The organism is Rhodococcus sp. 15-725-2-2b (genome assembly GCF_002259075.1).
Classification (GTDB): Bacteria; Actinomycetota; Actinomycetes; order Mycobacteriales; family Mycobacteriaceae; genus Rhodococcoides.
This window is the reverse complement of the sequence record NZ_NPFL01000022.1, coordinates 156914-182735: the sequence shown is the minus strand read 5'-3', so window position 1 is coordinate 182735 and position 25822 is coordinate 156914. Positions and strand designations below refer to the sequence as shown.

The 25822-nt window shown below is 61.3% G+C and carries 23 protein-coding genes and 2 pseudogenes; 7 read left to right on the top strand and 18 right to left on the bottom strand.

The features are described 5' to 3' along the window. The first annotated feature begins 88 nt into the window (after nucleotides 1-88). Genes CH306_RS26645 through CH306_RS26635 form a run of 3 tightly spaced genes read left to right on the top strand, consistent with a single transcriptional unit; the run spans nucleotide 89 to nucleotide 2559 of the window. On the top strand, nucleotides 89-922 hold the full coding sequence (locus CH306_RS26645) for a TIGR03084 family metal-binding protein (RefSeq protein ID WP_094648336.1): 834 nt from the start codon (nucleotides 89-91) through the stop codon (nucleotides 920-922). Further along, a complete protein-coding gene (locus CH306_RS26640) occupies nucleotides 919-1794 on the top strand; it encodes an enoyl-CoA hydratase/isomerase family protein (RefSeq protein WP_306437710.1) in 876 nt (291 codons plus the stop codon). The genes CH306_RS26645 and CH306_RS26640 overlap by 4 nt, the downstream gene beginning before the upstream one ends. Before the next feature lie 57 nt (nucleotides 1795-1851). Beyond that, complete coding sequence (locus tag CH306_RS26635; protein WP_094648334.1) at nucleotides 1852-2559, top strand: TetR/AcrR family transcriptional regulator; 708 nt, start codon at nucleotides 1852-1854, stop codon at nucleotides 2557-2559. Between the two features lie 484 nt (nucleotides 2560-3043). Here CH306_RS26635 and CH306_RS29395 read toward each other — a convergent pair whose 3' ends face one another. From CH306_RS29395 to CH306_RS26600, 9 genes and pseudogenes are all read right to left on the bottom strand, one after another. Further along, complete coding sequence (locus CH306_RS29395) at nucleotides 3044-3289, bottom strand: hypothetical protein (protein ID WP_218829695.1); 246 nt, start codon at nucleotides 3287-3289, stop codon at nucleotides 3044-3046. A gap of 212 nt (nucleotides 3290-3501) precedes the next feature. Beyond that, complete coding sequence (locus CH306_RS26625; protein ID WP_179272947.1) at nucleotides 3502-4590, bottom strand: ABC transporter permease; 1089 nt, start codon at nucleotides 4588-4590, stop codon at nucleotides 3502-3504. A gap of 22 nt (nucleotides 4591-4612) precedes the next feature. Further along, nucleotides 4613-6073 (bottom strand): sugar ABC transporter ATP-binding protein, encoded by a 1461-nt coding sequence (locus CH306_RS26620; RefSeq protein ID WP_179272948.1) that lies wholly within the window; start codon nucleotides 6071-6073, stop codon nucleotides 4613-4615. 98 nt (nucleotides 6074-6171) lie between these two features. Continuing rightward, nucleotides 6172-7221, bottom strand: coding sequence for a sugar ABC transporter substrate-binding protein (locus CH306_RS26615; RefSeq protein WP_179281805.1), 1050 nt, complete (start codon nucleotides 7219-7221; stop codon nucleotides 6172-6174). A gap of 1556 nt (nucleotides 7222-8777) precedes the next feature. Further along, nucleotides 8778-9101 carry a catalase-related domain-containing protein gene (locus CH306_RS29930; RefSeq protein WP_373453999.1) on the bottom strand — a complete coding sequence of 108 codons (324 nt, stop codon included), beginning with the start codon at nucleotides 9099-9101 and terminating at the stop codon, nucleotides 8778-8780. A gap of 3 nt (nucleotides 9102-9104) precedes the next feature. Next, nucleotides 9105-9215, bottom strand: a pseudogene (locus tag CH306_RS29925) (catalase); the annotation flags it as partial. 100 nt (nucleotides 9216-9315) lie between these two features. Further along, a pseudogene (locus CH306_RS29920) lies at nucleotides 9316-10224 on the bottom strand (catalase); the annotation flags it as partial. Then, complete coding sequence (locus CH306_RS26605) at nucleotides 10221-10727, bottom strand: Fur family transcriptional regulator (RefSeq protein ID WP_094648330.1); 507 nt, start codon at nucleotides 10725-10727, stop codon at nucleotides 10221-10223. The gene CH306_RS26605 and the pseudogene CH306_RS29920, both read right to left, overlap by 4 nt. 158 nt (nucleotides 10728-10885) lie before the next feature. Continuing rightward, a complete protein-coding gene (locus tag CH306_RS26600) occupies nucleotides 10886-11854 on the bottom strand; it encodes a GlxA family transcriptional regulator (RefSeq protein ID WP_094648329.1) in 969 nt (322 codons plus the stop codon). 114 nt (nucleotides 11855-11968) lie between these two features. Between CH306_RS26600 and CH306_RS26595 the strand changes: the two genes are divergently transcribed. Both CH306_RS26595 and CH306_RS26590 read left to right on the top strand, forming a co-directional pair. After that, nucleotides 11969-12622 (top strand): HD domain-containing protein, encoded by a 654-nt coding sequence (locus tag CH306_RS26595; protein ID WP_094648328.1) that lies wholly within the window; start codon nucleotides 11969-11971, stop codon nucleotides 12620-12622. Nucleotides 12623-12708: 86 nt separating this feature from the next. Beyond that, entirely contained in the window at nucleotides 12709-13113 is a 405-nt protein-coding gene (locus CH306_RS26590; protein ID WP_218829694.1) for an ester cyclase, read from the top strand. Between the two features lie 137 nt (nucleotides 13114-13250). Here CH306_RS26590 and CH306_RS26585 read toward each other — a convergent pair whose 3' ends face one another. Beyond that, the gene (locus tag CH306_RS26585) at nucleotides 13251-14252 is read right to left on the bottom strand and encodes a GlxA family transcriptional regulator (protein WP_094648327.1); all 1002 of its coding nucleotides are present in this window, start codon (nucleotides 14250-14252) and stop codon (nucleotides 13251-13253) included. A 71-nt stretch (nucleotides 14253-14323) separates the two neighbouring features. On the opposite strand from CH306_RS26585, the gene CH306_RS26580 reads away from it, so the two are divergent. After that, the gene (locus CH306_RS26580; RefSeq protein WP_094648326.1) at nucleotides 14324-15601 is read left to right on the top strand and encodes an APC family permease; all 1278 of its coding nucleotides are present in this window, start codon (nucleotides 14324-14326) and stop codon (nucleotides 15599-15601) included. A gap of 190 nt (nucleotides 15602-15791) precedes the next feature. Here CH306_RS26580 and CH306_RS26575 read toward each other — a convergent pair whose 3' ends face one another. The 6 genes from CH306_RS26575 to CH306_RS26550 all read right to left on the bottom strand — a co-directional run bounded on the left by CH306_RS26575 (nucleotide 15792) and on the right by CH306_RS26550 (nucleotide 23571). Further along, nucleotides 15792-16802, bottom strand: coding sequence for an arsenic resistance protein (locus tag CH306_RS26575; RefSeq protein ID WP_094648384.1), 1011 nt, complete (start codon nucleotides 16800-16802; stop codon nucleotides 15792-15794). Nucleotides 16803-16822: 20 nt separating this feature from the next. Next, nucleotides 16823-17254: a MerR family transcriptional regulator gene (locus tag CH306_RS26570; RefSeq protein WP_094648325.1), complete on the bottom strand. Its 432-nt coding sequence runs from the start codon at nucleotides 17252-17254 to the stop codon at nucleotides 16823-16825. 486 nt (nucleotides 17255-17740) lie between these two features. Next, a complete protein-coding gene (locus CH306_RS26565; protein ID WP_179272949.1) occupies nucleotides 17741-19213 on the bottom strand; it encodes a recombinase XerD in 1473 nt (490 codons plus the stop codon). Beyond that, on the bottom strand, nucleotides 19203-19544 hold the full coding sequence (locus CH306_RS26560) for a helix-turn-helix domain-containing protein (protein WP_094648323.1): 342 nt from the start codon (nucleotides 19542-19544) through the stop codon (nucleotides 19203-19205). The genes CH306_RS26565 and CH306_RS26560 overlap by 11 nt, the downstream gene beginning before the upstream one ends. Beyond that, entirely contained in the window at nucleotides 19541-20650 is a 1110-nt protein-coding gene (locus CH306_RS26555) for a tyrosine-type recombinase/integrase (RefSeq protein ID WP_179272950.1), read from the bottom strand. Before CH306_RS26555 ends, CH306_RS26560 begins: the two co-directional genes overlap by 4 nt. A 332-nt stretch (nucleotides 20651-20982) precedes the next feature. After that, complete coding sequence (locus CH306_RS26550) at nucleotides 20983-23571, bottom strand: AAA family ATPase (protein WP_094648322.1); 2589 nt, start codon at nucleotides 23569-23571, stop codon at nucleotides 20983-20985. 32 nt (nucleotides 23572-23603) lie between these two features. Between CH306_RS26550 and CH306_RS29275 the strand changes: the two genes are divergently transcribed. Continuing rightward, on the top strand, nucleotides 23604-23750 hold the full coding sequence (locus tag CH306_RS29275; RefSeq protein ID WP_179272951.1) for a hypothetical protein: 147 nt from the start codon (nucleotides 23604-23606) through the stop codon (nucleotides 23748-23750). Nucleotides 23751-23920: 170 nt separating this feature from the next. Here the strand turns inward: CH306_RS29275 and CH306_RS26545 are convergent, their stop codons facing one another. Continuing rightward, the gene (locus CH306_RS26545) at nucleotides 23921-24760 is read right to left on the bottom strand and encodes a hypothetical protein (RefSeq protein ID WP_094648321.1); all 840 of its coding nucleotides are present in this window, start codon (nucleotides 24758-24760) and stop codon (nucleotides 23921-23923) included. A 1-nt stretch (nucleotide 24761) separates the two neighbouring features. Beyond that, complete coding sequence (locus CH306_RS26540) at nucleotides 24762-25817, bottom strand: DNA adenine methylase (RefSeq protein ID WP_306437709.1); 1056 nt, start codon at nucleotides 25815-25817, stop codon at nucleotides 24762-24764. Nucleotides 25818-25822: the final 5 nt, after the last annotated feature.

Below are 25822 nucleotides of genomic sequence, written 5' to 3'. Positions count from 1 at the left end.
AGCGTACAAGCGCGGCAAATCGGGCGGCTTGGACCCGCACCGCACCGCACCGTGCGTCAGCAGGTCCCCATCGAACGAAAGGATCACTGTGCCCGTGGACATGCAGACGCTTCTCGCCGATCTGGCCGACGAAACCTCTTGTTTTCGAGACTTGATCGTCGACCTGGACGAGAAGGGCTGGCGGACAGCGACTCCCGCTGCGGGATGGAGCATCGCCGATCAGGTGTCACACCTAGCGTATTTCGACGCGGCCGCTGTGCGGGCCTTGACCGACCCCTCTGGCTTTCTCGAGGAAAAGGACCGCTTCGACCGAGCCAACGGAATAGACCCGGACCGCATCGCACAACGCTATCGAGACCGATCCGGAGAGAGTCTCCTCGCGTGGTTCGACGATGCGCGAGCCCAATTGCTGGAAGCGTTCTCCGGCAGGACGGCATCCGACCGGCTGAACTGGTACGGGCCGAGCATGAGTGTCGCATCATCGGCGACCGCTCGTCTGATGGAGACATGGGCACACGGAGTCGACGTCGCCGATGCACAGGGAATGACTGTGAGTAGTAGCACTCGGCTGCACCATATCGCCCATCTCGGCGTCGGAACTAGGAGTTTCAGTTTCGCCCTTCACGGTCGATCCGATCCGATCGCACCGGTTCGTGTAGAACTGATCGCTCCGGACGCTTGCAGGTGGGCGTGGGGGCCACCGCAGGCACCGGATCTCGTGTCCGGGCCCGCGCTGGACTTTTGCCTCGCGGTCACACAACGTCGTCACCTCGATGATCTGGCACTGACTGTTGAGGGCGAGACAGCTCGGGCCTGGATGGCAATCGCGCAAGCCTTCGCTGGTGCTGCGGGACCGGGCCGCACGCCACATTGTCGATCCGGTCGGGCCCCGACTGACACTGGACCGGCGACTCCCTCATGACCAGAAGCGCAGAACTCCCAATCCCGCCGCACACACGGCCCTTCCCCGGATCGACAACATCCACACACGAGGTAGACATGCAATCAAGTGATTTCACATGCCTGGACATCACGCTCGACGAAGATGTCCTGAGAGTGTGCATCGATCGGCCGCAGAGCCCCCTCAACACCGTCGACGACGCATTGCACCGCGATCTCACGCAGCTGTTTCGGCAACTCAAATACCAGACCGAGCCAAGGGCCGTCCTTCTCACAGGCCGAGGACGAGCGTTCTCGGCGGGAGGCGACTTCAACTGGTTCAAGACGCTCCGGACCCCACAACGATTGTTCGAACTCGGCCGAGACGCTAAACAGATGATCTGGGACCTTCTGGATGTTGAGATACCCATCGTGACCGCCGTGAACGGTACGGCCATGGGTCTAGGGGCAAGCATTGCTCTATTCAGTGACGTGATCTTCATGGCGGAAACCGCACACATCGCGGACCCGCATGTGCGAGCAGGCCTCGTCGCCGGCGACGGCGGCGTCGTGGCGTGGCCCATGGCGATCGGTCCGGCACGGGCAAAGGAATTTCTGATGACCGGTGACCCCTTGACGGCTGCCGATGCGCATCGCATCGGGTTGATCAACCATGTGGTGGCGGACGATCAACTCGAAGCAGCATCTCTGGCGTTCGCTCGACGGTTGGCCGCTGCCGCGCCGATGGCTGTGCGGTATACCAAGATGTCCGTGAACAAGCTTGTCAAAGACTCGCTGAACGTTGCATTCGATGCATCCACCGGATACGAACTCACAACGTTCCTCAGTGAGGATCACGTCGAAGCTGTGGACGCGTTCATGGCTAAACGCGAGCCAAAATTCACGGGTCGGTGACTGCGCACCGCGCGGCACTGACCGACCGACCGGGCACTGTCGAATAGAATTCTGATCATGGCAGCCGGTGTACCAGCGCGAGCAAGCTCACGTGATGCGATTCTTCTCGTATTTGCCGAACTGGTTGCCGAACGTGGTTACAGCGACACCAGTCTCAGCGAAGTTGCGGGCGTCCTCGGTCTGAGCAAAGGCACCATCGTTCACCACTTCACCAACAAAGAGCAGATGCTCAGCGAGGTACATGCCGCCTACTTCGAACGTAGGTTCGCCGAGGCAAGTTTCATCGAGGACCAACTCGATGATCCTGTCACCGAGTTGGCCGCTGTGATCTACGCACTGCTGGCAGCGCACCGCGACGATCGTGCCGCAAGCCTGGCATTCTTGCGGGAGTTCGTCCGGTTCGTCGAAGGCGGACTCAGCGAGCACGTCCGCGAACGCCGGGTCGCCTATCGCAGACTGGTGGTCGAGATCATCGCTCGTGGCTGCGAGAGTGGGCAGCTGAGGACGTCGGACCCCTTGTTGTCTGCCATGCATGTCTTCGGTATGTGCAATTACGCGTGGACCTGGTATCGACCTGCCGGGCGACAGACGATCGAGGACATCGCCGACGTCCTCATCCGCGATGTCCTCAATGGGTTGCAGGCGACCGGTCCTGGGTTACCCGATCTCGATACCGTCGTGACAACTGCGATCGATACGGTACGCCGCGCACCCGGAAGGCTTCCCCCTGCTAACGAGGCCCGGCGGGCGATGTCGGCACGGTAGAAGGAAGCTACATGCGTGTCCCGTCCGGGCCGCGGAATTTCGAAAAGTTCCGGCGGACAAGGTGTTCGGGTCGCAGACCTTGGATGTGACGCCCTGATCTCACTGCACGTAATCAATGAGTTCCATGTCGGTGGGTTATCGACGATCCAGCTCGATATAATGTTCTACTCCGCTGGCGATGGTTGCGGAATAGTCTTTGCCTGGATGTATACGCACCGGCACGCCCGTGGCGAGACTGCGAGTGGGTACCTCGGAGACCTCGGTCACCAGTGCGCCCGACGCGACGAGTGAATGTGTTCTCAAGACGGCCGGGTTCAGAGTTTTCGAGCCCGAGACGATCAAACAGCGCGGTTCGACGATGCAGCCTTCGAGACGGGCGTTGTGTCCGACTACGCAGTTGTGACCGACGTGTGTCGGCAACTCTTCGGTGCAGTGTAGAACTGTCCGTCCTGGATGGAGGTCCGCGCCCCTATGACGATCGTGCTCAGGTCGCCGCGCAGAACTGCGCCCGGCCGATCAACGCGTATGCGCCGATCTGGACGTTGCCGATCACAGTGGCCTGCGGGTGGACAAAGGCACGAGAATCGATGTGGGTGCGTTTACCTGCGCCGACATCAATAGGTGCAGCGACCAATGAACAGAGGAAGCGCCCCAAGTCGTCAATGGTTAGGATTTCCCAAGTTATGAGGCAAGTCACTTGCTGGTGAGACCACAACAATTCGTCGAACACAGCCTCTCCTTGAGAGGTGCGCCGCGAGGTGCGCGTGACGTCGGCTACCGCCGGTGCGGCGTGCAATCCGATGACTGACCAACCGTGTGTCTATAGATTTCGTGTTTCAGGCTGGGAGATGTTCCATATCGTTCGATATCGTGAATCAGACCCAAACAGACGATGCCCCACGATCGTGCAGCATCGCCTGTAGGGAAGGGGCTCGACAGTTGCTAGTTTGCTCGGGTGCGCCTCTTCAGTCGTAGTCCGGTGAGCACTCTGGACGTGGTCGGGCCGCGCCGGCGTGAGCGGGCCACGAGTGCTGCGAGCACGACAGCGCCCAGTAATGCTAGCCCGTTGAAAGTGGGTTGGACCCAGTCGGACGCGCCGGCCAGGGTCAGACCGTTGACGATGACTGCGACCAGGTACACCGCGAACAGGGTGCCGAGCACATTGAACTTGCCCGGTTTTATCGCGGTGCTTCCAAGAAATACTGCCGACAATGCGGGCAGGGTGAACCCTGGACCGAGTTGTGGGCTTGCCGACCCTTGGAGTCCGAGCTGGGCTACTCCGGCGCATGCTGCCAGCCCACCGGAGAACATCAGAGCGCTCACTGTGAGCCGGGGAACGCCCAGACCGACCAGCCGTGATGCTCGCGCGTTGGAGCCGATCGCGTGAAGGTACCGTCCGTAGGGAGTGTGCTGAAGCACTACATAGACCAGCAATGCTGTTGCAGCGAGTGCGTATACGAGTTTCGGGACGTGTAGCCATTCACCCACGATTGCGTCGGTGATGGATTTAGGAATCCCGACGATGGTCTGAGAGTCGCTGTACCACAACACGAAACCTGCGATCACCGTTGCCGATCCGGTGGTGACGATCAAAGAGTTCACTTCGAGATGCGCCACGATGATTCCGTTGATCGCACCGATGAGAACTCCCGCTGCGATGGCAATTCCGATCGCGATCGGTGGTGGTAGCCCTTCTCTGGCCATGAGGCCCGCAGACAGTAGGGACGAGGCACCCAGTATTGCTCCCACCGACAGGTCGTATTGACCGGCGATAATGGGTATCAGAACAGCCAGCGCAGCGATCCCGAGCACTGCCTGTCCGGCAAGCAGATTCTGGATGTTGGCTTGGGTGGGGAACCTCTCCGCGGTGGCCGGTTGCAAGCTGAACACGGCCACCAACACCAAGAGCAGCGCGGGCACAGCAAATCGTTCGACGGCACCGATTACTTGTGACCGAAGGTCGCGGGGGTGAGTACGAAGTCCGGGTTCTGGGTCGGTGGGCGCTGGAGCCTCGGCGCGAGTGGTGGACATGTTCGACCTTTCGGAACTGGCGTCAGACATCGTGAATCGCTTGCGCGAGAGTGGATACGGTCAGATCAGCGCCACTGAGGAATCGCTGGATCCGCCCGCGGGAGAAGATGGCAACCCTGTTGCAGTAGGTGGCTAGTTCGTTGAAGTCTGCGCTGGTGACGAGAGCGGACGTGCCCTCTGCCGTTGCCTCGCCGATCTTCGCCCAAATCTCTGCGCGGGCCCCGACATCGACGCCCTGGGTGGGTTCTTCGAGTAGTAGAAGACGCGGTTTGCGGGTGACCCACCGTGCGACAGACACTTTTTGTTGGTTTCCCCCGGAGAGGCGGATTATATCGAGTCCCGCCGCTCGCTCCGGTTTGACCGAGTAGTTCGTCATGGCCTTATCGATCGCTCGTTCCTCGGCTGCACCGCGCACCACGCCCAGCCGGCTGTGCGTGCCGAGAGAGGCCATGGTCAGGTTTTCGCCCACCGACATTCCGGAAAACAGGGCATCGCGGATTCGTTGTCCGGGAACGTAGGCGATGCCCAACTTCATCGCCCCGGAGGGGCTCGACGCGTCGACTTCGGTACCGTCCAGCACGATTGTTCCGTTGTCACGTCTACGAAGCCCGAACAACAGTTCGTTCAGTGCGGTACCGGCTTTGCCTCCTGCTTCCGCAATACCGACGACCTCGCCACCCTCCACGGTCAAACTCACCGAGTCGAGTCCGAGTGCGGAGACTGTGCGGATCTCGAGTCGGGGGCGTTCGGTAGGGGAGAACTCAGCAACGATCGTGGACGAGGCCTCTGCAGCGGGTACTCCTGTGATGAGAGCTCCCAGGTCGGATTCAGAGCTCTGCGCCAGCCCTCGGCTAGCGACCACACGCCCCTGTCGCAGAACCGTCAGCCGATCTGCGACGTCGACGACTTCCCCAAGTCGATGCGTGACAATGATGACAGCGTGTCCGTGGTCGGCGTGTCCTCGAATGGCTGACAACACATCGTCGGCCTCAACGGGCGGAAGCGCTGCTGTGGGTTCGTCGAGGACCAGCACGGCCCGATCGTCGTCGGTCACATCTTGCAGCGCGCGTGCCGTCGCTACGAGCGTGCGCTCGATCAGACTTAGTTCGCTGACCGGCGTAGTAGGACGAATGGGTAGAGCAAAACGGTCGAGGACCTGTTGTGCACGGGCGTTAAGGGATTTCCACGAGATCCATATCCGTCGGCGGGCATTGAGACCTTCACTGAGGAACAGATTCTCCGCCACGGTGAGGTCGGGGATAAGTCCTAGATCCTGATGAATGAAACGGAAGCGGCGAGCTTGGGCGTCGGCAGGCTTCCAACCGTCAAACGAGAGCGTCTGGCCACCGATCGAGATGCGCCCGCCTGGATCGGCAGGTTCGACGCCGGCGAGAATCTTGATGGTCGTTGACTTCCCCGATCCGTTACCCCCTAGCAGCGCGTGCACTTCGCCGAAACGAATATCGAATTCGGCCTCCTTCAAAACTGGGGTTCCTGCATATGTTTTGCTGACAGGCCCGATTGTCAGACCAAGTTCGGCGCTGTGGGCGGCGTGATGTGCGAAACCTGCATCAACGCTCATTACGCGACGTTCCACAGTGTCGCGTACGTAGTGCGGTAGTCCACCATCGGCGTTCCGTCGGCTGCGACATTGCCGTCGTAGTAAGCAGGACGAGTGGGCAAATTGCGATCAGCGTCGAGGGCCTGTGTGCCGATTCCCTGATCGATCTGGGGGCTGCCTTGAAGAACGCGATTGAGATCGTCGACCGCGGCATAACCGAGGCGAGTGAACGGTAGACCCGCAGCGAAGGTTTGAGGCCCACCGGCCGCGATCTGAGACACGTTCGGTTCCAGTCCGCCGACGCTGGCCAAGATCGTGTCGGGACCTGCGGCCAGCGCTGCCTGTCCTACGCCGAGTGTCACGAGCGCATCGACGGGAGAGAAAACGGCGTTGGCGTCCGGCTGTCGTGAGATTCCGGCAGCAGCCTTAGACTGAACATTGCCGTTCGAGTAGTCGGCAGCGACGATAGTGACGCGCTCATATGTGCACTCGCTGCATGCGGCGAGCGCCCTCTCAAATCCAGCACCGACATACTTGTCGAACAAGACATCGTCTTCATAGATCTCGACGACCCTCGCCTGTCCGTCGGTCGAAGCGATGATGTGGTTCGCTGCGGTTTCACCCAATAGTTCGAGATAGGTTGACAGTGGTGTGTCCGCTCCGCCGAGCCCGAGAGATGCATCGAAAGTCTTCTCGCCCCCGACATCGGGATCATCGCAGTCGAAACTCAACAGACCGTAGATCTTGACGCCTGCCGCTTTGGCTTCGGCCAACGGCTGCTGCACAGAGGAACAGTCGATCGCTACCAAGGCAATCGCGTTTGCACGAGCTGCGACGGCCTGCCGAATCAGGGTGCTGTAGGTCGAGAAGTCGAGCTTCCCATCGGCCACCGTCACCTGCCAGCCGACCTTCTCGGCTGCCTCCTTCATAGACAAGGTCGGCGTCGCGCACCCCGGTGCTCCTTGACTGCACGAGACGATCCACAGGTTCTGATCTGCCAGGATGGCCGGACCGTCGGCGGGAAGTGGCCGGTCAGTACCGTCGTACGACTGATCGACCAAGGTTTGCACTTGTTCCAGTGATCGCGAAGGCACGTCCTGTGCGGAACTGTCTGAGGGCGCCGAACAACCGGCAATCAGTACCGATACAGCAGAGGCGGCGGCAATTAGCGCGCTCGACACTCGAATTCGACTCATGTGCAGCATATGGAGATCCTTCGACGTAGACAGCCAGTGTGTTGCGTTACATGTAGGCCCTCGTGTGATTCATGCAACACATGGAATTTATCGTCCGCGCGTACGAATAGCAAGAGCCAGGAAGGATCTAGCAAACTGCCTGCATACGCCCTTACTTCCTGCATCGAAATGAAGGACACGAACGTTTAACCCGTACGAGAGTACGATTGGCGTTGGCGAGATTGGTTCAGTGAGATCCAAGCCGATGACAGGCACCGAGGTACCTGCCCCGTGTTCGGTTCGCATACCGCAGGAGCAGTGGATTTGCTATGTAAAGACCCCGGTCCATCCTCGCGGTTCTGCTCTACAGACCAGTTCGGAAGAGCTGCTGCGTATGCCCCAACGTGGTCATTGTCGATCTGCGCCCGTCGGCTGCGACGGCTTGACACCGACGTCGCTGACTCAGCTTCCATCGACGTCCAGGCCGGGTCTCGATGGCGCTGCTGCAACTCGCCCAACGGTTTGGCGCGCCCAGAAAGCTTGCAGGCTGCGCCTCATCGGACCTAACGCAGGAAGAAAACGCCCAGCCGATTGGGGCGCTTCACGTAAGACCGCCGGCAATCGGTGAACCGGCACGCGCTTCGCTCACATTTCTGGACTATCGTTGCGTAGCAACCTTATCCATGCCGTCGTGGACCGGTGCCCAGTTCTCCGCTGGAGGCCCTAGGGTGCAGCCAGTGAACGACACACCAGCTCGGGATCTTCGCGCGTTACGGTGGAGGAAGCTGTCCACGCTTCCAGTAGGTGGACAACTCACGGCCAAAACGACTCAGGTGCCGTTCAGGCATCCCGGCACCCGCTCGTAGCGGAGTTCGAGACTATCGGCGGCCGACACGAACCGCCCCCAAACCTGCCGGTCGGTCAATGCAAAATCCAGCACCTGCCCGGAGTCAGCCAGGACCTCGACTCCGTTGTCGGTATTCCACAACGACGCGGCAAGCCCGCTGGTGTGGGCGGCGGCGTAGTAGACCCCCTCGGGCAGCCCTCCCGGCGACCGGTTGATCTTCGTAGATCGCCCGCGCCCACTGCTGAGTTCTGCCGCGGGGATAGTCGCCGGTGGCGAGGGACGGGAGCGCCCCGATACCCATTGCCGTTCCTTGCCCCGTAGATCGAGCAGTTCGATCGTCTGACCAGCCCATGCCCCGACTCCAGCTAGCGCTGCGCCGTGATTCGTTCGACGGCTGGTTTTCGAGTACGCGTCAACCGGGGCGTAGTTGCGTGGTGACAGCTAAACTGCGATCGCAAGTGAAAGACACTGCGGCACAGTATATGCAGAGTTTACTGGTAACCCTGCATATCAAGACTGGGCGTATTGCCTGGCTCGGAGACGTTCGGTGCCCCAAGTCAGTCGAGGGCCTAGTTGGACTCTGTCTGAGTTCCCCGCGAGCGTCTTACAGCGCGCCGTGAGCCAGGCAGGCGTTTCGGACTCCTTCGCCGTATGCGGGGTCGGCTGCGGCGCAGTTTGCGATGTGTTGTTCGACGGTGCTGGCGCGTGCGGTGTTGTCGAAGAGCCGTTGCTGTTCAGCAGCGTCCATCAGGCGGAACAGGTCGCCGGGTTGCTCGAAGTAGTTGTCGTCGTCTTCACGAAAGTCGTAGTGCTCTGCAGTATTCCCGGTCGTCTGGGGCGGTTCGGCATAGGCGCGTTGTTCGGTCCAGCGTCCGAAGTTGTTGGGCTCGATCCTGGGTACGCCGCCGTGGTTGCCGTCGACGCGCATTGCACCGTCGCGGTGGTAGGTGTTGACGAGTGTGGCTGCTCGCGGGTAGTTGACCGGGATTTGGTGGTGGTTGACGCCGACTCGGTACCGTGCTGCGTCCCCATAGGCGAACAGGCGTCCCTTGCAGCATCTTGTCGGGGCTGTACGAGATCCCCGGCACCAGATTGGCAGGTGTGAACGCAGCTTGTTCGACGTCCGCGAAGTAGTTCTCGGGGTTACGGTCGAGTTCGAACTCGCCGACCTCGATGAGCGGGTAGTCCTGCTGGCTCCAGACCTTGGTGAGGTCTAAGGGTGGAAGCGGTAGGTGTCGGCGTCCGACTCCGGCATGACCTGGATGTAGAGCTTCCATCGTGGGAAGTCGCCGCGTTCGATGGCTTCGTATAGGTCGCGGCCGTGCGATTCGCGATCCTCGCCTATCAGGGCCCGCGCTTGCTGGTCGGTGAGGTTCTCGATTCCCTGTTGGGTACGGAAGTGGAATTTCACCCACGATCGTTGCCCGGCGGCGTTGATGAAGCTGTAGGTGTGGGATCCGAATCCGTGCATGTGTCGGTAGGACTTCGGGATGCCGCGGTCGCTCATGGTGATGGTCACCTGGTGCAGCGATTCGGGCAGGTTCGTCCAGACCCCCAGTTGTTCTCCGGGTTCCGGAGATTCGTGCGCGGGTCGCGTTTCACGGCACGGTTGAGGTCGGGAAATTTGAGCGGGTCGCGGTGGAAGAACACCGGAGTGTTGTTCCCGAGACGTCCCAGTTACCGTCGGTGGTGTAGAACCGCAACGCGAAGCCGCGGATGTCTCGTTCGGCGTCGGCGGCACCGCGTTCGCCGGCCACGGTCGAGAACCGGGCGAACATATCGCAGGTGTTGCCAACTGCCGAGAACAGTGCCGCTGTGGTGTATGCGCTGATGTCGTGGGTCACGCGCAGTGTGCCGAATGCGCCTGCGCCTTTGGCGTGCATTCGGCGTTCAGGGATCACCTCGCGGTCGAAATGGGCCATCTTTTCGATGAGCCAGAGATCCTGCAGTAATAGCGGACCACGCTTCCCAGCGCTGAGGCTGTTCTGATTGTCGGCCACGGGCGCACCCGCCGCGGTGGTCAGAGGTTTGGTGTTGTCCTGGAATGTCATTGGTACTCCTCGGTGGCGATGGATCTTCGCATGTCGACGGTGTTGTTTCGGATGCACGTGGTGCACGTCCCCCAGTAGGTGACTTCGGCCTCGTCGACGGTGAAGCCGTCGATGTCGACGGTGGTCAGACACGGAGCCCGGCGGCCGGCGCAGGCGACGTCGGCCAGCTTTTTGCAGGTTCGGCACATCACGTGGTGGTGGTTGTCCGATCGATTCAGCTCGAAAAGAGCCGACATTCCTGCCGGTTCGATCTTGCGGACGAGCCCGGCGTACTCCAGTGCTGCGAGCACGTCGTACACCGCTTGGGTGGAGATCGAGCCGATCCGTTCACTGATCAGCGCCTTGACCATGGTGGCGTCGGAGTGTGGGTGCCGCTCGAGCGCATCGAGCGCCGAAATACGTTGTCGTGTCACGCGGATAGCTGCATGGCGCAGCTGTTCGACTTGGCGTGTGTGCCCCGGCAACAGGGCGGCCGGGTGGTTGTCGCGGTGCCCGGTGGGCATGACGTTGGACCCCCTTTCGGATCGCAATTGGACTGTCGCCAGTCTCTGCGTCCGCGGTGAGCCAGCGTCAGAGGCGGATGTGACGGATAAACCTCAGATCGGGACACGCACTGCTGAGACGCAATGCCCATGTGAGGTGGTGTGTCACGGGCGTCGCGTCAGATCGACGTCGTGCGGAACCGTTCCCGGTAGGCCTTGGGTGTGACGCCGAGGTGGTTGATGAACACGCGACGAAAGGTCTCGGCGCTGCCGAATCCGGCGCGGCGGGCGCTATCGGCAACGCTGTAGCCCGCATCGAGGGCCGCACGTGCAGTGTCCACACGCACCATTTCTACGTAACGCGCTGGAGTGGTGCGCATCTCGGTCTGGAACAACCTGGTGAGCTGACGCGTGCTCAACGATGCATAAGCAGCCATCGCTCGTACGCTGTGATTCCCAGCGGGCTCGGCGGCAATGGCATTGGCCACGAGCCTGAGCGGAGAACGCGGCGGCGGATCGGCGTCGACGAGGACCGAGAACTGCGACTGCCCGCCGGCCCTCTTCACGTACACCACCAGCGATCGCGCCGCGTCTCGCACCACTGCGCTGCCATAATCGGATTCCACCATCGCCAGTGCGAGATCGATACCCGCCGACACCCCAGCAGAGGTGTACACATCACCGTCGCGCACAAAAATCGCGTCCGGTTCGACCTGCACGTCCGGAAACGCGGCACCCAGAAGTCGTGTATGGCGCCAGTGAGTGGTGGCGCGGCGCCCCGACAGCAGGCCGGCGGAGGCAAGGATGAATGCGCCGGTGCAGATCGAGGCGAGTCGTCCGGTGCGCCGGGCCAGATCACCGACCGCGGTGACCAAGTGTGGATCGATCGGGCGTCCCACCAGATCGTCACCGCCGGCGACGATGACTGTGTCGACGTCGTCGATCGACCCCAGCGCGTCGGTGACGGCGAACGGGGTTCCCAGCGAAGTCGTCACTTCGACCCCGCCCAACGAGGCGAACCGAAGGCGGTACCTCGCGCCGAACCGGTTCGCCTCGGCGAAGACCTCGCTCGGGCCGACCACATCCAGCAGCTTGACCCCATCGAACACCACGACGACGACATCACGGTCCACGCCTACTTCGCTCATGAGCCGAGTATGTCTCAATCCGAGGGAACTATGGCAGAACAGCCACGGCACGGTCGACCCAACAGCTCACACACTGGGATAACGAACCACCAACAACTGCAGGGAGTTCCATCAATGACAACCTCACGCACGACCACCATCGCGGGGATCGATATACCGGACTCGCCGATCGTCCGCGCCACCACCGACTTCATCCGCGACCGTCAGGACGACCTCCTCTTCGACCACTCCCGGCGTGTGTTCCTGTTCGGCGCGTTGCAGGGTCGCCGTCGTGGCCTCACCGTCGATCTGGAACTGCTCTACGTCGGCGCGATGTTCCATGACCTCGGCCTGACGGAGCCTTACCGAAGCGAATCGGCGCTGCGATTCGAGGTGGACAGCGCGAACGCTGCCCGCGATTTCCTTCTCGACCACGGTGCCGACGAGGCCGCCGCCCGAAAGGTGTGGCTCGGCATCGCACTGCACACCACACCGGGAGTGCCCGAATTCCTGGACCCCGAGACAGCGCTGGTCACCGCAGGCGTCGAGACCGACGTCCTCGGCATCGGTCGAAACGATCTCCCCCGGGAGGCGCTCGACGCCGTGACAGCGGCGCACCCGCGCCCCGACTTCAAACGACGCATTCTCCACGCATTCACCGAGGGCGTGCAGCAACGACCAGAGAGCACCTTCGGGACCGTCAACGCCGACGTCCTGGCGCACTACGACCCGTCCTTCGTGCGCGAAGACTTCGTCGACATCATCCTGACCAACAGCTGGCCCGAGTAGGGCCTACCACCGATGCTTACTACCTCAGCGGTCCGCGCAGACTCGCCGTTCGTAACCACGATCACCGGTCGGATGGAAGTCGAGCGATGACCGAGAATCAGCAGTTCTTCGCCCGAGGAGTTTTCCGAGTCTTGGAGACCGGTGACGTCGAGCTTGCTCGTGCCGTCGCCGCACCCACTTTTGCGAATCGGGAAGCGATATCCGGCCCGGCCGCCTGCGCACGACCAGGACCTGACGGGCTACTGGCATCGAGCATGTGGATGCGATCAGCGTTTACCGACCTGCACTTCGAGATCGTCGGCGAAGCCTATGCCGGACATACGGCGTGGCTGGAACTTCGTATGCAGGGCCGCCACACTGGACCTTTCGTGCAGTACAACGACGGTGCAGCCGCACAGGTACTCCCGCCCACCGGTCGGCACATCGACTGCATGTACTCGACATCACCGAAAACGGGGTTATCGGTCACCGAGCCGTGCGTGATGACCTGACAATGCTCGGACAGCTCGGGGTCTTTCCACCGGGCCCGCATCTGCTGCTGTCGCAATTGGCCTACGCGGTGACCGGCCGCCGCCGCCGCGCTGTCGTAGAGCTCGAAGCTAACGGGAGCAACGGACTAATTGGCCCATCATGGCCCAACTTCCCCGACAGGGGCGCTCTCGGGCCCAGACGCGAATGTATCCCGGTATGCGCTGGGCGACACTGACAAATACCGGGTGAAGTGTTTGCGCAGGTTGTCCGGCGTCCCAAATCCACACGCCACCGCCACCTGGGCAATCGGTAACCCGGTGGTCTCCAGCAGACCCTGTGCGTGCACGACCCGTTGTTGGGTCAACCACAGCATCGGTGACATCCCCAGCTCGGCTGCAAAGTAGCGGTTGAGTGTTCGCGGGCTCTGATGGGCGCGGGCGGCGAGGTCTGCGACCGTAAGGGGATCGCCGAGATGTTCACGCGCCCAGTCCAAGGCCTCCGCGATTCCGCCGCCGTCGGGGCGGTGCGGGTTGGGCGGCGAGACATACTGCGCCTGTCCGCCTTTGCGGTGCGGGGGGACGACCAACCGACGGGCCAGCTCGGTGGCCACAAACGAGCCGTGATCTCTGCGGACGAGTTCCAGACACAAATCCAGACCAGCCGCTGTGCCCGCGGAGGTACACACCCGGGCACCGGTAACCGGATCCTGCTCCACGGTATAGAGAATGTCGGCGCTGACATGCACGGCCGGGTATCGCCGAGTGAGCGCGTCGGCGTACATCCAATGGGTCGTTGCGGTCCTGCCGTCGAGCAGGCCTGCTTCCGCCAAGGCGAACGCGCCCGTACAGATGGACGCGATTCGAGCGCCGCGAGCTGCGGCGGCGCGCACAGCCTCGATGAGGTCCAGCGGTATCACTGCATCGACACTGGGCAGCGCCGGGACGATGACCGTCTCGGCGGTAGCCATGTCTGCCAGTGAGTGCAGCCCCGGTGCGATCAATCCATTCTGCAACACCGTCTCGGCACCGCTGACCGCGCAAATTTTCACGCCGTAGGCCGGATCGATCAGGCCGGGCCGTGATTCTCCGAAAACCTCGCACGCCACTGCGATCTCGAACAGCTTCATTCCCTCGAACACCACAATGGCCACCTCGTGCATGGCCAGATCATATCGATACCTGACCTTTCTGCCACTCACGGCAGGGCTCTGATGGGCACAACACTCGACGTATGGCGAACAGTGGATTGAACTTGGCCGAAGGAACCGCCCTCTACGTGGCGGCGGTGCTCGGGACCGGAATTCTGGTGTTGCCGGCGGCTGCGATCACCGTCGCCGGTCCGGCGGCCCTCATAGCGTTGGCGTTGCTTGTCGCACTGTCGATTCCACTGGCGTCAGCATTTGCCGCTTTAGGGGCGCGCTATCCCGATTCCGGCGGAATCTCGACGTACGTCCGGCACGCATTGGGTTCGGCGGCATCGACGGTGACGGCGTGGCTGTTCTTCGTCGGAGCTCCGATCGGTATCCCCGCACTGGTGTTGTTCGGTGCCGGATACGCACAAGCTGTCACCGGTGGTGGGCGAGACGAGGTGTTTCTCATCGCCGGGGTACTGCTCGCTGTGTGTGTGGCGGCCAACGTGCGAGGTGTCCGTATGTCGGGGCGAGTGCAGCTCGTCCTGACCGGTGCCCTGATCGCCGGGTTGCTGGTCGCTGTGGCGCTGTCCTCACCGTCGCCCGGTGCTCGTCCGTTCGACACTTTCGCACCGTTCGGGTGGTCGGCCATCGTGCCTGCAGCCATGCTGCTGGTGTGGTCGCTGACCGGATGGGAGGCCGTGACCCACCTCGCTGGCGAGTTCAGAAACCCTGAGCGTGATATCACCCGAGCGACTGCAGCGGCACTGGCGATCATCGCCGTACTGTTTTGTGTGGTCACCGTCGCGGTGTTGCTGGTGCTTGGGCAATCCGCCTCGTCGACGGACGCTCCGATCTCCGCGCTGGTGCAATATCGTCTGGGCAATGCTGCTGTTGCAGTCACTGCGGCGCTGGCCATTGTGATCACGTTGAGCGGCACCAATGCGTACGTGGCGAGTTTGTCCAAACTCGGTGCTGCGATGGGCAGGGACGGCTCAGCGCCGGCGTGGCTGGCACCCGGCTCGGCCCGTGGCGACGTCGCGCGCCGAAGTCTCGCCGTGGTCACTGTGTATTCGGCCGCAGTTTTGGTCCTTACTTGGTTCATGGGGTGGAGAGCGACGGATCTGGTTCTGGTCTGCGCCGCATCTCAGATCGCCGTCTACGTCTTCGGTCTCGTTGCGGCGGTGAAGCTTCTTCCGGCTCGCAGTTACGGAAGATGGTGTGCGGCGGTGTCGTTACTGGTGATGTCGTTACTTCTGGTGCTCTCAGGATGGCATCTGCTTGCCCCAGCGGCGATCGGCGCGGCCGCCCTCACCTTCCGGGCCCTGTCGCACCGGCGAGCGGCGAGCTCCAGCGCCCGACTCATCCAGAATCAGTGAAACGTGCTGTCGCACAGCATATATAAAGGGTTACTGGTAACCCTGCATATCAAAACTGGGCGTATTGCCGTCCTAAGTTGTGACACACCTGCAGGTGCCATGATCCACCGTGAGGAAGTCCTGACGGTGGATGGCGCTCCGAATCAGTTCTGATCGGGTCGCGAGCTCCACCTCAGCGGGGGATGGGCTATTACGCAGCATCTTTAGGGTTGTCGATTGCATCTGTGTGCGAACGAAGCATTTTTCCCGTGTGGTTCGGCGCGAGGCGGGGGACGAGCCGGACGTAGGCAACCATCCCGATCAGCTCCACCAATGTCTGCGTAACGACGACGACCGCGGCGAGAGACAGGGCCGGTGGGAGAGCGAGTGCGAGAGGGAGTACGACCAACGAATTTCGGGTGGCACCGGAAAAGATCAACGCCCGCGTGGCTGGAACATCTTGACGAGTCGCTCGGGCGGTCGCCAGTCCGACGAGTGCCATGATGATGAGGAACGCAGCGAAGATCGGCACCGCCCCGACCAGCTTGGCTACTTCGGTGCGGACGGCGTCGATCTGCGAGGCAACAACAACGGAGAGGGTGGCCATCATGACTGGAACCATCGCCGAAGCCATGAGATCCATTATCTGGGTGCCGATTCGGTGGCGGCGAGCGAGCGCTTGCGTCAGCGCTGCCAGCGCCAACGGAACGACGATCAGCAGCACGAACGCTTCGACGAAGGGTGCGATGTCGATGATCTCCACCAGCTCGGATCCGACGAACAACCAGAGGTAGAGCGGAAGAAACAGGATCTGCAGCAGCATCAACAGCGGCGCGCTCGCGAGGAGTCGTTCCGATGCGGCCCCGGCCAATCCGCTGAAGACGATGACGTAGTCGATGCACGGCGCCAACAGCACCAGCAGCACCCCAACGAGGACCGCCTGATTGCCGGTGACGAACCGGGTGAGCGCGAACACGACGATCGGCACGAGAACGAAGTTGAGTACCACCACGGCGACAAGGAAGCATCCGTCGCGCAGCGATGCGCCTATGGCGGAGAACGGAACTGCGAGAAAGGTCGCGTAGAGCAACACGATCAGCACCGGGTTGATGGCAGTCTCGAACGCGTGTGCCGACGACGGTGCACTCAACCCGATGACGGCACCGACCAGCAGCGCGAGCAGGTAGAGCGGAATCTGGTGTTTTTCCAGCCATGCCACCACCGAGGTGGCGCTCGAATCGTTCACGCGGTGCCTACTGCTGAGTTCGTCGAGATCAGCCAGGTGCAGTCCGGGTTGCATGGTGTCGAGGCATCGGGTGTGTCACCGAGACGGGACAGTGCGTCGGTCAAACTGTCTCGCAGGGCAGTCAACTGCGCGATCGACTCGTTCGCTTGCGCGATATGAGACTCGATCGCAGGGGCGAGTTCGGCCTTGACCGCGGCGCACGAGTCCTTCTCCCAGACCCGTAGAAGTAGTTTGATCTTTGGTAGCGACAGATTGAGGCTCTTGGCGGCGGTGATGAACGCTAGTCGTTGCTGTGCGCGGTCGTCGTAGACGCGGTACCCGTTGGCCGACCGCTCCGCTGGGAGTAAACCTTCGCTTTCGTAGAACCGTAGCGTGGTCGCCGGAACGCCGGTTGCTGACGACAGCTGTGAAATGCGCAGAGCGGACATGCGCTGAGGATAAACCTTCGAGTCGGGTAGAAGGTCAAATGCTTGACCCTCCACCCGTGTACTGGGTCTAGTTTCGTGGCTATGTCCTCACTAATTCAGAGCTCCGGGCCACCAGTGCTCACCCAACTCCAGCTCACTCCCGCAATCCAGATGAAGGCCCCCTTGGCTTGCACGCTCCTGTCGGACGACCAACCCGAACGTATCGAGTTGTGGGCATCGATCCTCGCCTGCGCCACCGATCGCAAGGATGTGGAAGACGGCCTCGAGTTCGCATTCCCACCTGACGCCGCATTCGCCGGCCGACTGTCGGACGTGATCCGTTCGGAACTGGGTGCTGTCCGTTCTTTGATTTCACGGTCACCTCGAGTTCTGACGAGACAACGATGTTTGTGCGAGCACCTGGATATCCGGCGGTTGTTGTGGCCGAACTGTTCGGGCGATAGCCGAGCGCGGTTCGGACATCGATCGATGCTCGTCCGCACGGCTTCACCGTGCCGGGTATCGTGCCCACGGTTGCGCTGCCAGGTCGGCGTGGCGGTGGGCGGCGGAGTAGCTGTATCCCAGCATCTCGGCCGCGAGTGGAGGAGGTACCTGGGTGACGAGGGTGCGTAGCGATGTGGCGCGGGCTCCACGGAGGTTGATGCCGACGGCTCTGAGGCGGTCCATGAGGGTGTTGGGGTGTAGGTGACGCCCGGTGCGGACGCTGGGGAACAGCCAGCCGGTGTCTGCGCCGGTGAGCCGCGTTGCGCGTGATGGGATGTGCTGGCGCAACAGTGCCGCGAAGTGCTCGGGTACCGGTGCGGGTTCGGTGCCGAGCGCGATCCATAACCCGTCAGTGCCAGCACTGATCTGATCGGTGCGTAGTGCAGCGATCTTCACCATCGGTTGGGCGTAGAGAAGCAACAGGATGCCGGCCACGCGGTAGGGGAGCGATTCACTGGTGCCGGTGAGTAGTTCGCGGATCCAGTGCAGGCGTTCTTCCTGGGTGAAGGTGACGGTCGGCGCGGGGGAGCGGTGGGCGATCGTCACGGTCCGATTGATGCGAGTGGCTTTGGCCCAGGCGAAGAATGTTCGAATCAGATGGCGGGTGGTGGGGCCGGCGGCGAGCCATTCATCGACATCGAGCTGTCGGCATGTTGCGGCGGTGCGGTTGTGCGTGTCGTGTAGCCAGGTCAGGAATCTGATGGTTTCGGTGATGTCTTGTTTGGACGCGTGGACCGGGCCGCGGGTGCTCTTTCCCTCGGCCGCGATCGTGCGCACCCGTTTGAGGTGATGCCAGGTGGCGAACTGTTCCGCAGGACTCCGGACAGCAGGTTGACCGACGGCAGCAATCTTGGTGGCAATCCACTCCTCGAACAGAGCGAGGTAACGGTCCCTGGGCGGCAATAGTTGGTGATGCTCGAGCACACTACGCAGGTGGGCGGTGCGGCGGTCGTCGCCGACCGCGTCGAGGCCCTCATGAGTCATCGGGATCTCGCCGGATGCCAACCGGCGCAGCAGATCCTGCACCGATGCCGAGCGCTTCCACGTGTGAATGCTTTCAGGTCGGTCGACAGCGCAGAAAATGGTCACCAAAGTCTGCATGGCTGCGGGATCGGCTGGGTTGTCGAGCAACATGGGGGTGAGGTCGTTGCGGAGAGCGCAGCGCGCACAGATACCGCGGCGGTAGTGCTCGGCTTCGATGCCGCAGCTTGTGCAGTGGAAGTCGGTGGTGATTCCGGCGCAGTCGACGCACACCGTTTTCTCGTCGATGAGTCCGGGGAGCATCCGTTCGAACCCGCAGCCTCCGCAGAAGCCGTAGGTGCGCATGGCGGCGTGGAAGCAGGTCCCGCAGATGCTGCCTTCGGGCCAGTGCACACGCGGTTTGCCGGCGCCCCGTCCGCATCGGTCGCAGGTGAATCCGCCGCCGGTTCTCGGTCGCCCCCGAAGTGTGTTGCGGGGCCGGATCTCAATGGTCATCGCGGATCACCCGGGCACGTCGCGGCCGGACGGTCTTGTTCAGTTCGATAACGTTTGGCGCGGACGACGAGGAAGCGATTCTCTTCTTGCGTTCGTCGGCGGCAGTGACGGTGACCAGGTCTTCCATGCCGCAGCCGAAGATATCGCACAGTGCAGCCATCATCTGCAGTGACACGCGTTCGGGGCGTTGGGTGACCAGGCGGTACACCTGCGGACGGGAGAGGTCGATTCCGCGCTCGAGCAGTCGTGGGATGAGGTCGGTGCTGTTGTGCATTCCGTGTGCGGCCATGAGTTCGGGTAGGCGCCAGGTGTAGTCGACGGTGCGTTTCACGAGATCTCTCCCTCTCTGTCGAGTCCGAGCGCCTCTGCGACTGTCTCGTCGAGCGCTCGCCGCAGTGTTGTGGTGCGGAAGTCACTCGAGACGGAGGTGTACAGCGAGGTGGTGCTGGCGTGTTCATGACCCATCTGGTGCTGCACGAACAAAGGATCCCATCCGTCCTCGATCAGATGGGTGGCGTACGAACGTCGCAGTGAATGCAGGTCCAGGCCAGGGGACAGCGAGAGCTCGGTGCAGTACCGCCGGAATCGGCGGATCAGGGTCGACTCGGCGACCAGCGCACCTCGTTCGGAGGGAAACAGGTCCAGTCCCGCATCGAGATAGGGCTGCCCGTGGATCATCCAGTCCTCGATGATCTCGGGTGTCCAGTCGAACACGGTCAGCACGCTGCGCCGCTTGGGTGGTGACCCTCGTTTGGCCTTGCCGTAGCGCACATTCACCACACCGAAGCGGCCGAACTCTCGGGCATGGGGGTTTCGTGCGAAGTCGACGGTCTGCAGATGCCGGAGCTCGTTGAAGCGCAGCCCGTACGAGTAGGCGATCTTGAGCATCACCGCGTCGCGGTACGCCGGTAGCCAACCCTTGCGGCCGATGCCGGCGATCGTCTCGACTTGGGTATCGGCGTGGTCGAACAACTCTTGCAGTTCGGTCTTGGTGAAGGCGCGTTTGGTCGGCGCCGACTCGTTGTCCTGAACATGTGCTGCGCTGTTCCATTCGAAGAACACCTGGGCGGGGTGTGTTCCGAAGCGCTGCTCGCAGAGCCGGTCCCATCCGTAGTCGGGGTTGCTGATGTAAGCACAGAACAGTTTCAGCGAGGTTTGATAGCTCCGGATCGTCGACTGCGTGACTCGTCGGATCGAGCGTAAATCTCCGAAGAACTCTTCGACCATCGCCGGTGTCCAGGTCCACGGGAACTCGTTGGTGTAGTCGATGAACCTCACGACCATCTGCCGACGTTGCTCGATAGTGCCGAGTTGGAGGTTTCGGCAGAGCTGTTGGTTCCGCCAACCCGTGAGCATGTCTTCGACCGTCTGCTCCTCAGGATGGAGCGGTGTCGCCGACTCGACCGTGATCACGCGCCCGCTATCGTCTACCCCCACGACACCCCTCGGCTTGTCTCGTTCAACGAATCAATGATTCATCAGATGAATCATTGGTGTCAATAGCGTTGTCTGCTAGCGCGGTTGAACAGGGAAAATTAAGGTTGAGCACAAGGCTGGGCGACGACTGGGAATCACCGGCGTGCGGTCCAGTCGTAACGTATTGCCCTAATGGGCATTTGATGATGAATGGCTTGCTTAGTACGAACGACAGCGGTGGCCGAATGATTCATCGGATGCAACATGCAGTACTTGACCTGACATAAGATCCGTTATCGGCAATGATTGTCAGTGCCGATAACAGAATGCAAAGTCATGCCGACAGCGATCGATCACTCCGCCAGATATGCGTCCCGCGCTGCTTGCGCCTTCGCCCAATCCTCTTGGAACTCTGTGATCGTGGGCTTTGTGCTCATCTTTTCGGCTGCGTGCGAGTGCCCCGTCATGCGGTCACAGGCGCGCGCGAACAGCGGCTCGATAACCGAGGTAGCTGCGGCAAGTCGCGTCGCGTCGATCTTCGAGAGCTTGGTCATCATGATGTTGTGTCGGTAACGCTGGGTAACGCTTTGGAGGAGGTCTTGCTCAACGAATGCTTCGCACCAAGCACGCAACAGATCGTAGGCCTCCTTGATGAGCGCATCCTGTACGACCGCTTCAGCCTTGGGCATAGCCTGCAACTTTACGTTTATCCGCTTCGAGAGGTCCCTAGGCGTGTCGAGCTGCGGTTCGACGTCAGGCGCGAGGATGCCCTTGCGCTCGCCGCCGTCGCGCACCTCGTAGATTTTCACGCGGAGCTTCTTGTTCTGCCTAGTGGAGATGAGCGCGGAGGCAAACATGATGTTGTGGGTCAGCACGATTACTTGATGTGTTTCGGCTAGATGTTGAATACGTGATGCGACCTCATCGAGCCTCCGGTAGTCGAGGCTAGTCACCGGGTCGTCGAACACCAGTGGAGCCTTAATGCCGCGCATCCGGCTCTCGGCAAGGAAATCGGCCAATGCTAAGACTTTCTGTTCGCCCTCGGACAACACAGAGGAGGGGCGGTAGTTCGCGACGACCTTCTTCCGTTGCGCTTGTCCACTGCGGCCCTGGAAGTGCAGTGCCACATCCGGTGCATTGAGCCGGCCGCATTCCTCTGTAAAGAGGGTCTCGAAATTCTTGTTGACGAGGTCCTCGCTGGCGAGCTTGGACTGGTTGGTGAGCTGCTTCGCTGCTCCGCTGGAGATCGACTTGGACAACTTCTCCAGCAGCTGTGCCCTTTTCGCGCGGCGAACGTACTCCCTTGCGGTAGGCAGATTCTTCTTGAGTTCGATGCGCGCACCAAGCTCGGCCATTTCCTTCTGCTTGGTTGCTAGCGCTGCCGCTGCGTTGTCCTTGTCGTCTGCGAGTTGCTTAACGCGGTTGACGGTTGCGGTCAACGTGGCCTCGACCTCGGACGCAACGGCCGTCGCGCCCTTCGCCACATCAGAGCACGAGAGCACACGCCCCGATGAGGATTCAGAAACGGTGGCAGTGGCGTCGAGAAGGAGCTTGACAGCCTTTTTCGCCCAGTCAGGGGCGTCGTCTTTCGATGCCTGATCGTTGGCGTATTCCTTAGCACGGCCCATTTCCAACTCGTTCAGCGTCAGCTTCGCGGCGGTTAAAGAAGTCTGAGCCGTCTTGAGTTGCTCCACCAGCATTTCGTCCAAGAAACTCCGATAGCGCGTCAGTAACGCAATCGCAGTTGGCGACAGAGCCTGCATGCAGTAAAGACAGGAATCGCCTTCCTCAGGGTATTGATTACGTCCCAGGTGCTGCCTATAGGTATCACCCGCTGCTACGAACTCCTGCCAGCGTTCATCGGGCGGCCCTGGCAACTCGTTGTCCGCGAACAACTGCTCGCGGGCTTCTCTCCGACGCCTTTCTGAATCGGCCACGGCCGTCCTCGCCTGCTCGTAGCGCGGGGCGTCGAAGTTCTTAATATCGCTCACCACGCCGCTCAGACTCCGCAACCCGCGCTCCGCCTGCTGCAAGTTGGTGAGCATGGTGTCAAGCGTGTTTGAGCGAAGGGCGTTGACTTCGTTAGTGAGCCGCTCATAGGTGGCTTCAGCATCGCCGTCTACAACCGAGGCAGCCTCGAGTTCGCCCAAGTCGGTCGCCGCTCCGAGGGTCTCGATCAACGGGTATACCGCGGTCCCCCTCGCGAATTTCGATAGCAGCGGGTGAGAGCCACTCGCCAAGCTGGTGATCTCGGACGCTATTCGCTGCTGCACGACTTGAAGCCCCGCCGCGACGTGCGCGAACAGCGCTAACTCTGCCGGTGTGTAGACGTAGCCCAGATCGCTGTCGACATGGAGTGATACGGCATTTGAATCAAAGACACTGATACGTGTGAACGGTGTGAGTCCGGCCTCGTTACTCCAGTGTGCCGTGCGATCTTCGGCACCGACCTTGAACGCGATGTCAGCGGACGGCGGCAGAGCAGGATCAAGTCGCACGGCATGGGCGTTCGGAAGGATGTCTTCGGGCGACCGAACGGCGGAGAGACGTTTGATGATGCGCGCATATCCCGTCTTGCCAGAGCCATTTTGCCCGAACAGAATTGTGAGGCTCGGGTCGAACCGAAGTTCCTGATCGCTGGCCAAGGCATTGACATTCTGGACGTTGCTCAGCGTCGACAGTTCAAGGGCTTCATCCTCAGTCGCCTGGACTTCCTCCACTTCGAGTGTGGGGACGCTCGGCGTCTCAGAGTCAGGGCGCAATCCCTTCTCTGCGAGGAAGGTTTTGTAGACCGAGTCGATGAGGTCATCGGTAGGAGCTTGCCGAGACAGAATCGTTTCCGCGGTAAGTTCCCGCACCCAGGCGTCTTGGCCATTCGCCCACTCCACAAGCAGGCGACGAGGCGTGGCCTCTCCAAGATTGACGATAACCTCGTCGGACAACTGAGCCTCCCATTGAACTGAACGATGGCGAAATGGCGTGCCGAAGCGGCCAATCACTCATTCTGCCGGACGACACCGACACCGACTTCGCCACTGCACCCAAGATGTGGGAGTCCGTCGATGGATCGCACCTCATCCTCGCCGGGACCGCGAAATTCGGCCCGAGGCAAGCCGGATGACACTTCCTACACTCCAAAACGGTGAGAGACATCGGCGAAGAGGAGTACTGCGGGTACACAACAATGCTGTTCAAGAACGCCCTGAAGACCGAGCATCTGGCCCAGCTCACTATGAAGAAGTTCGGCCTCTAACTGCTATCGGTGGGTCTTGAGGAAGACTGCGCGGATGGTCAAATAAAGTGCCGGAGCCTGGCCGCATCTTCCAGGTCCTCCCGGAATTTGTCCAGGCTGGCCAGGGTATACATGCCGTCGATCTGCTGACTTTCCCACAAAGCATGGATACGGCGAAGATCCGCTTTCCGTGACTTCCACCCGATCCCGTCAATCACCGCGATGACGAACTGCCGTGGAAGGCGCACATCTGCCATCTCTTCGATTTCTCGGACTGCATCGGTGAGCTTGCTGCCCGTGGAGTCGAATCCTTTGGCGGCGACGACGATTGCGGCATTGTCGGTGTCAGGAACAACAAGGTCGCAGGGCGCAGTACGACCGTTACGCCCAGTGAATCGTGTGCGGGTTTGATACGTCAGTCCGAGATCGCTGGCGATGGCCTCGATTTCGTCTTCGACCTTGCGCCCGGACTCCCCTGCCCGAGTCGCAGTCACGCGTGGCCCTGCCCGGGCAACGAGTACATCGCCGAACTCGTAGTTCCTATCGAGCTGCGTGGCAACCATACGGATCAGGTCGAAGTCGACGTCGAGCCAGTCGATGACATCACTGGGTCGTTCGCGGGCGAGCGTGACCCAGCCGCTGGTGTCGAACTTGTCTCGCATCACGTTCTTGAGCTTTTCCTGGGACAGACCGACGACCAGTCCCAGTACCGGCACCCATTTCGGATTGGCGGTGATCCACTCCGCTAGTGCGGCTGGTTCGTGATCTTCTAATTGCGCCAGCGATCGGGCTGCGTCTCGAATGTCGTCCGCTGCCGGAGACGCTGCGGTCGGGTCGACATGACCGGTCAGTCGTCCGAGAGTGGTGACGTACTGATCGAACGGTACTGCCTCGCTCATTTCAGTCGCGTCCGATGAACAGGTACTCGCTCACGTCCCGCCGGGTAGCGGCGACGTGAGTTCCGAAGCTGTATTTGTGGTCGATGGCGACCACCTCGACATTTGGTTTGACCTTTCCCAGCAGGTCCACGATCCGCGCGGCGTCAGGGATCGCATTGGACGAGTACGACAGCACGATCGCACCGGACGACTCGAAATGCTCGAATGTACGCAGCAAGGCGTCTTCGATAGTGCGTTTGTAGGCAAACGGGGTGAACCGCTTAGCGAGCTTCTTGGTCTTGGTTTCTTCCATGATCGTCGTACCCCGCCAGTACACACTGAGCCCTTCGAGGAAGTGATAGCGCTTGATGTAGTCGTTGTCGTCCGACGGTGGCGCGTACGGGGGGTCGAGATAGACAAGGTCGGGGGTGTTGTTGGCGATGTCGAAGACGTCGCCGGTGACAACATCGCTTTTGGCACCGTTGCTGAACACGGTGGCGTTGTACTCGGCGGCGCGTTCACGAAAGTGTTCGCGCAGCGACAACCGGAGATCCCGTCGGCCATCTGCGTAGCGGGTGGAGTCGGTGAAGGTGAACACGCCACGCGGTTGCTTGCGCGCGGCCGAGAGAACGAGGGCTGAGATCGCCAGGTCGCGGCGGTATCCGCGGAGTGTGTCAATGTGTGACCAGGCGGAGTCGAGGAACTGTCGGTCCTCGGCAGTGAAGTACAGGCCGTCGAACTTTGTCTGGATGAAGTCGCGGTCATCGGCCGGCGGGCCGCAGATCTGGTCGATCAGGTCAGCTTCTAGTTTGACGCTGGAGTTCGCGACGGTTGCACGGGCGATCGCTCCGGGGAAGGTGAGGAAGTCGTTGCTCGTGACCTGGAATCCCTGAGCCTTGAGCAGGTAGGACACAACCCCTGAACCTGAGAAGGCGTCAACTGCTGTCGTGCCTCCCAGTTCGGCGAAGGTCCGCTCGAGGTGCGGCAACAGTCGGTACTTGGACCCCATGTAGCGCAACCGTGGGAAGGTCTGCGCCTTGGTGACGACCTCGGTGGAAGTCAGTTGTTGTCGGACCATTGGCA

Bases quoted from the DNA above. Each gene is read 5' to 3' on its own strand.
- CH306_RS26625 (WP_179272947.1), bottom strand. From the start codon at position 4,590: ATGTCCACCACTCGCGCCGAGGCTCCAGCGCCCACCGACCCAGAACCC.
- CH306_RS26635 (WP_094648334.1), top strand. From the start codon at position 1,852: ATGGCAGCCGGTGTACCAGCGCGAGCAAGCTCACGTGATGCGATTCTT.
- CH306_RS26640 (WP_306437710.1), top strand. From the start codon at position 919: ATGACCAGAAGCGCAGAACTCCCAATCCCGCCGCACACACGGCCCTTC.
- CH306_RS26605 (WP_094648330.1), bottom strand. From the start codon at position 10,727: ATGCCCACCGGGCACCGCGACAACCACCCGGCCGCCCTGTTGCCGGGG.
- CH306_RS26540 (WP_306437709.1), bottom strand. From the start codon at position 25,817: ATGGTCCGACAACAACTGACTTCCACCGAGGTCGTCACCAAGGCGCAG.
- CH306_RS26595 (WP_094648328.1), top strand. From the start codon at position 11,969: ATGACAACCTCACGCACGACCACCATCGCGGGGATCGATATACCGGAC.
- CH306_RS26570 (WP_094648325.1), bottom strand. From the start codon at position 17,254: ATGTCCGCTCTGCGCATTTCACAGCTGTCGTCAGCAACCGGCGTTCCG.
- CH306_RS26565 (WP_179272949.1), bottom strand. From the start codon at position 19,213: ATGACCATTGAGATCCGGCCCCGCAACACACTTCGGGGGCGACCGAGA.
- CH306_RS26590 (WP_218829694.1), top strand. From the start codon at position 12,709: ATGACCGAGAATCAGCAGTTCTTCGCCCGAGGAGTTTTCCGAGTCTTG.
- CH306_RS29275 (WP_179272951.1), top strand. From the start codon at position 23,604: ATGGCGTGCCGAAGCGGCCAATCACTCATTCTGCCGGACGACACCGAC.
- CH306_RS26545 (WP_094648321.1), bottom strand. From the start codon at position 24,760: ATGAGCGAGGCAGTACCGTTCGATCAGTACGTCACCACTCTCGGACGA.
- CH306_RS26580 (WP_094648326.1), top strand. From the start codon at position 14,324: ATGGCGAACAGTGGATTGAACTTGGCCGAAGGAACCGCCCTCTACGTG.
- CH306_RS26585 (WP_094648327.1), bottom strand. From the start codon at position 14,252: ATGCACGAGGTGGCCATTGTGGTGTTCGAGGGAATGAAGCTGTTCGAG.
- CH306_RS26600 (WP_094648329.1), bottom strand. From the start codon at position 11,854: ATGAGCGAAGTAGGCGTGGACCGTGATGTCGTCGTCGTGGTGTTCGAT.
- CH306_RS29930 (WP_373453999.1), bottom strand. From the start codon at position 9,101: ATGCGCGTCGACGGCAACCACGGCGGCGTACCCAGGATCGAGCCCAAC.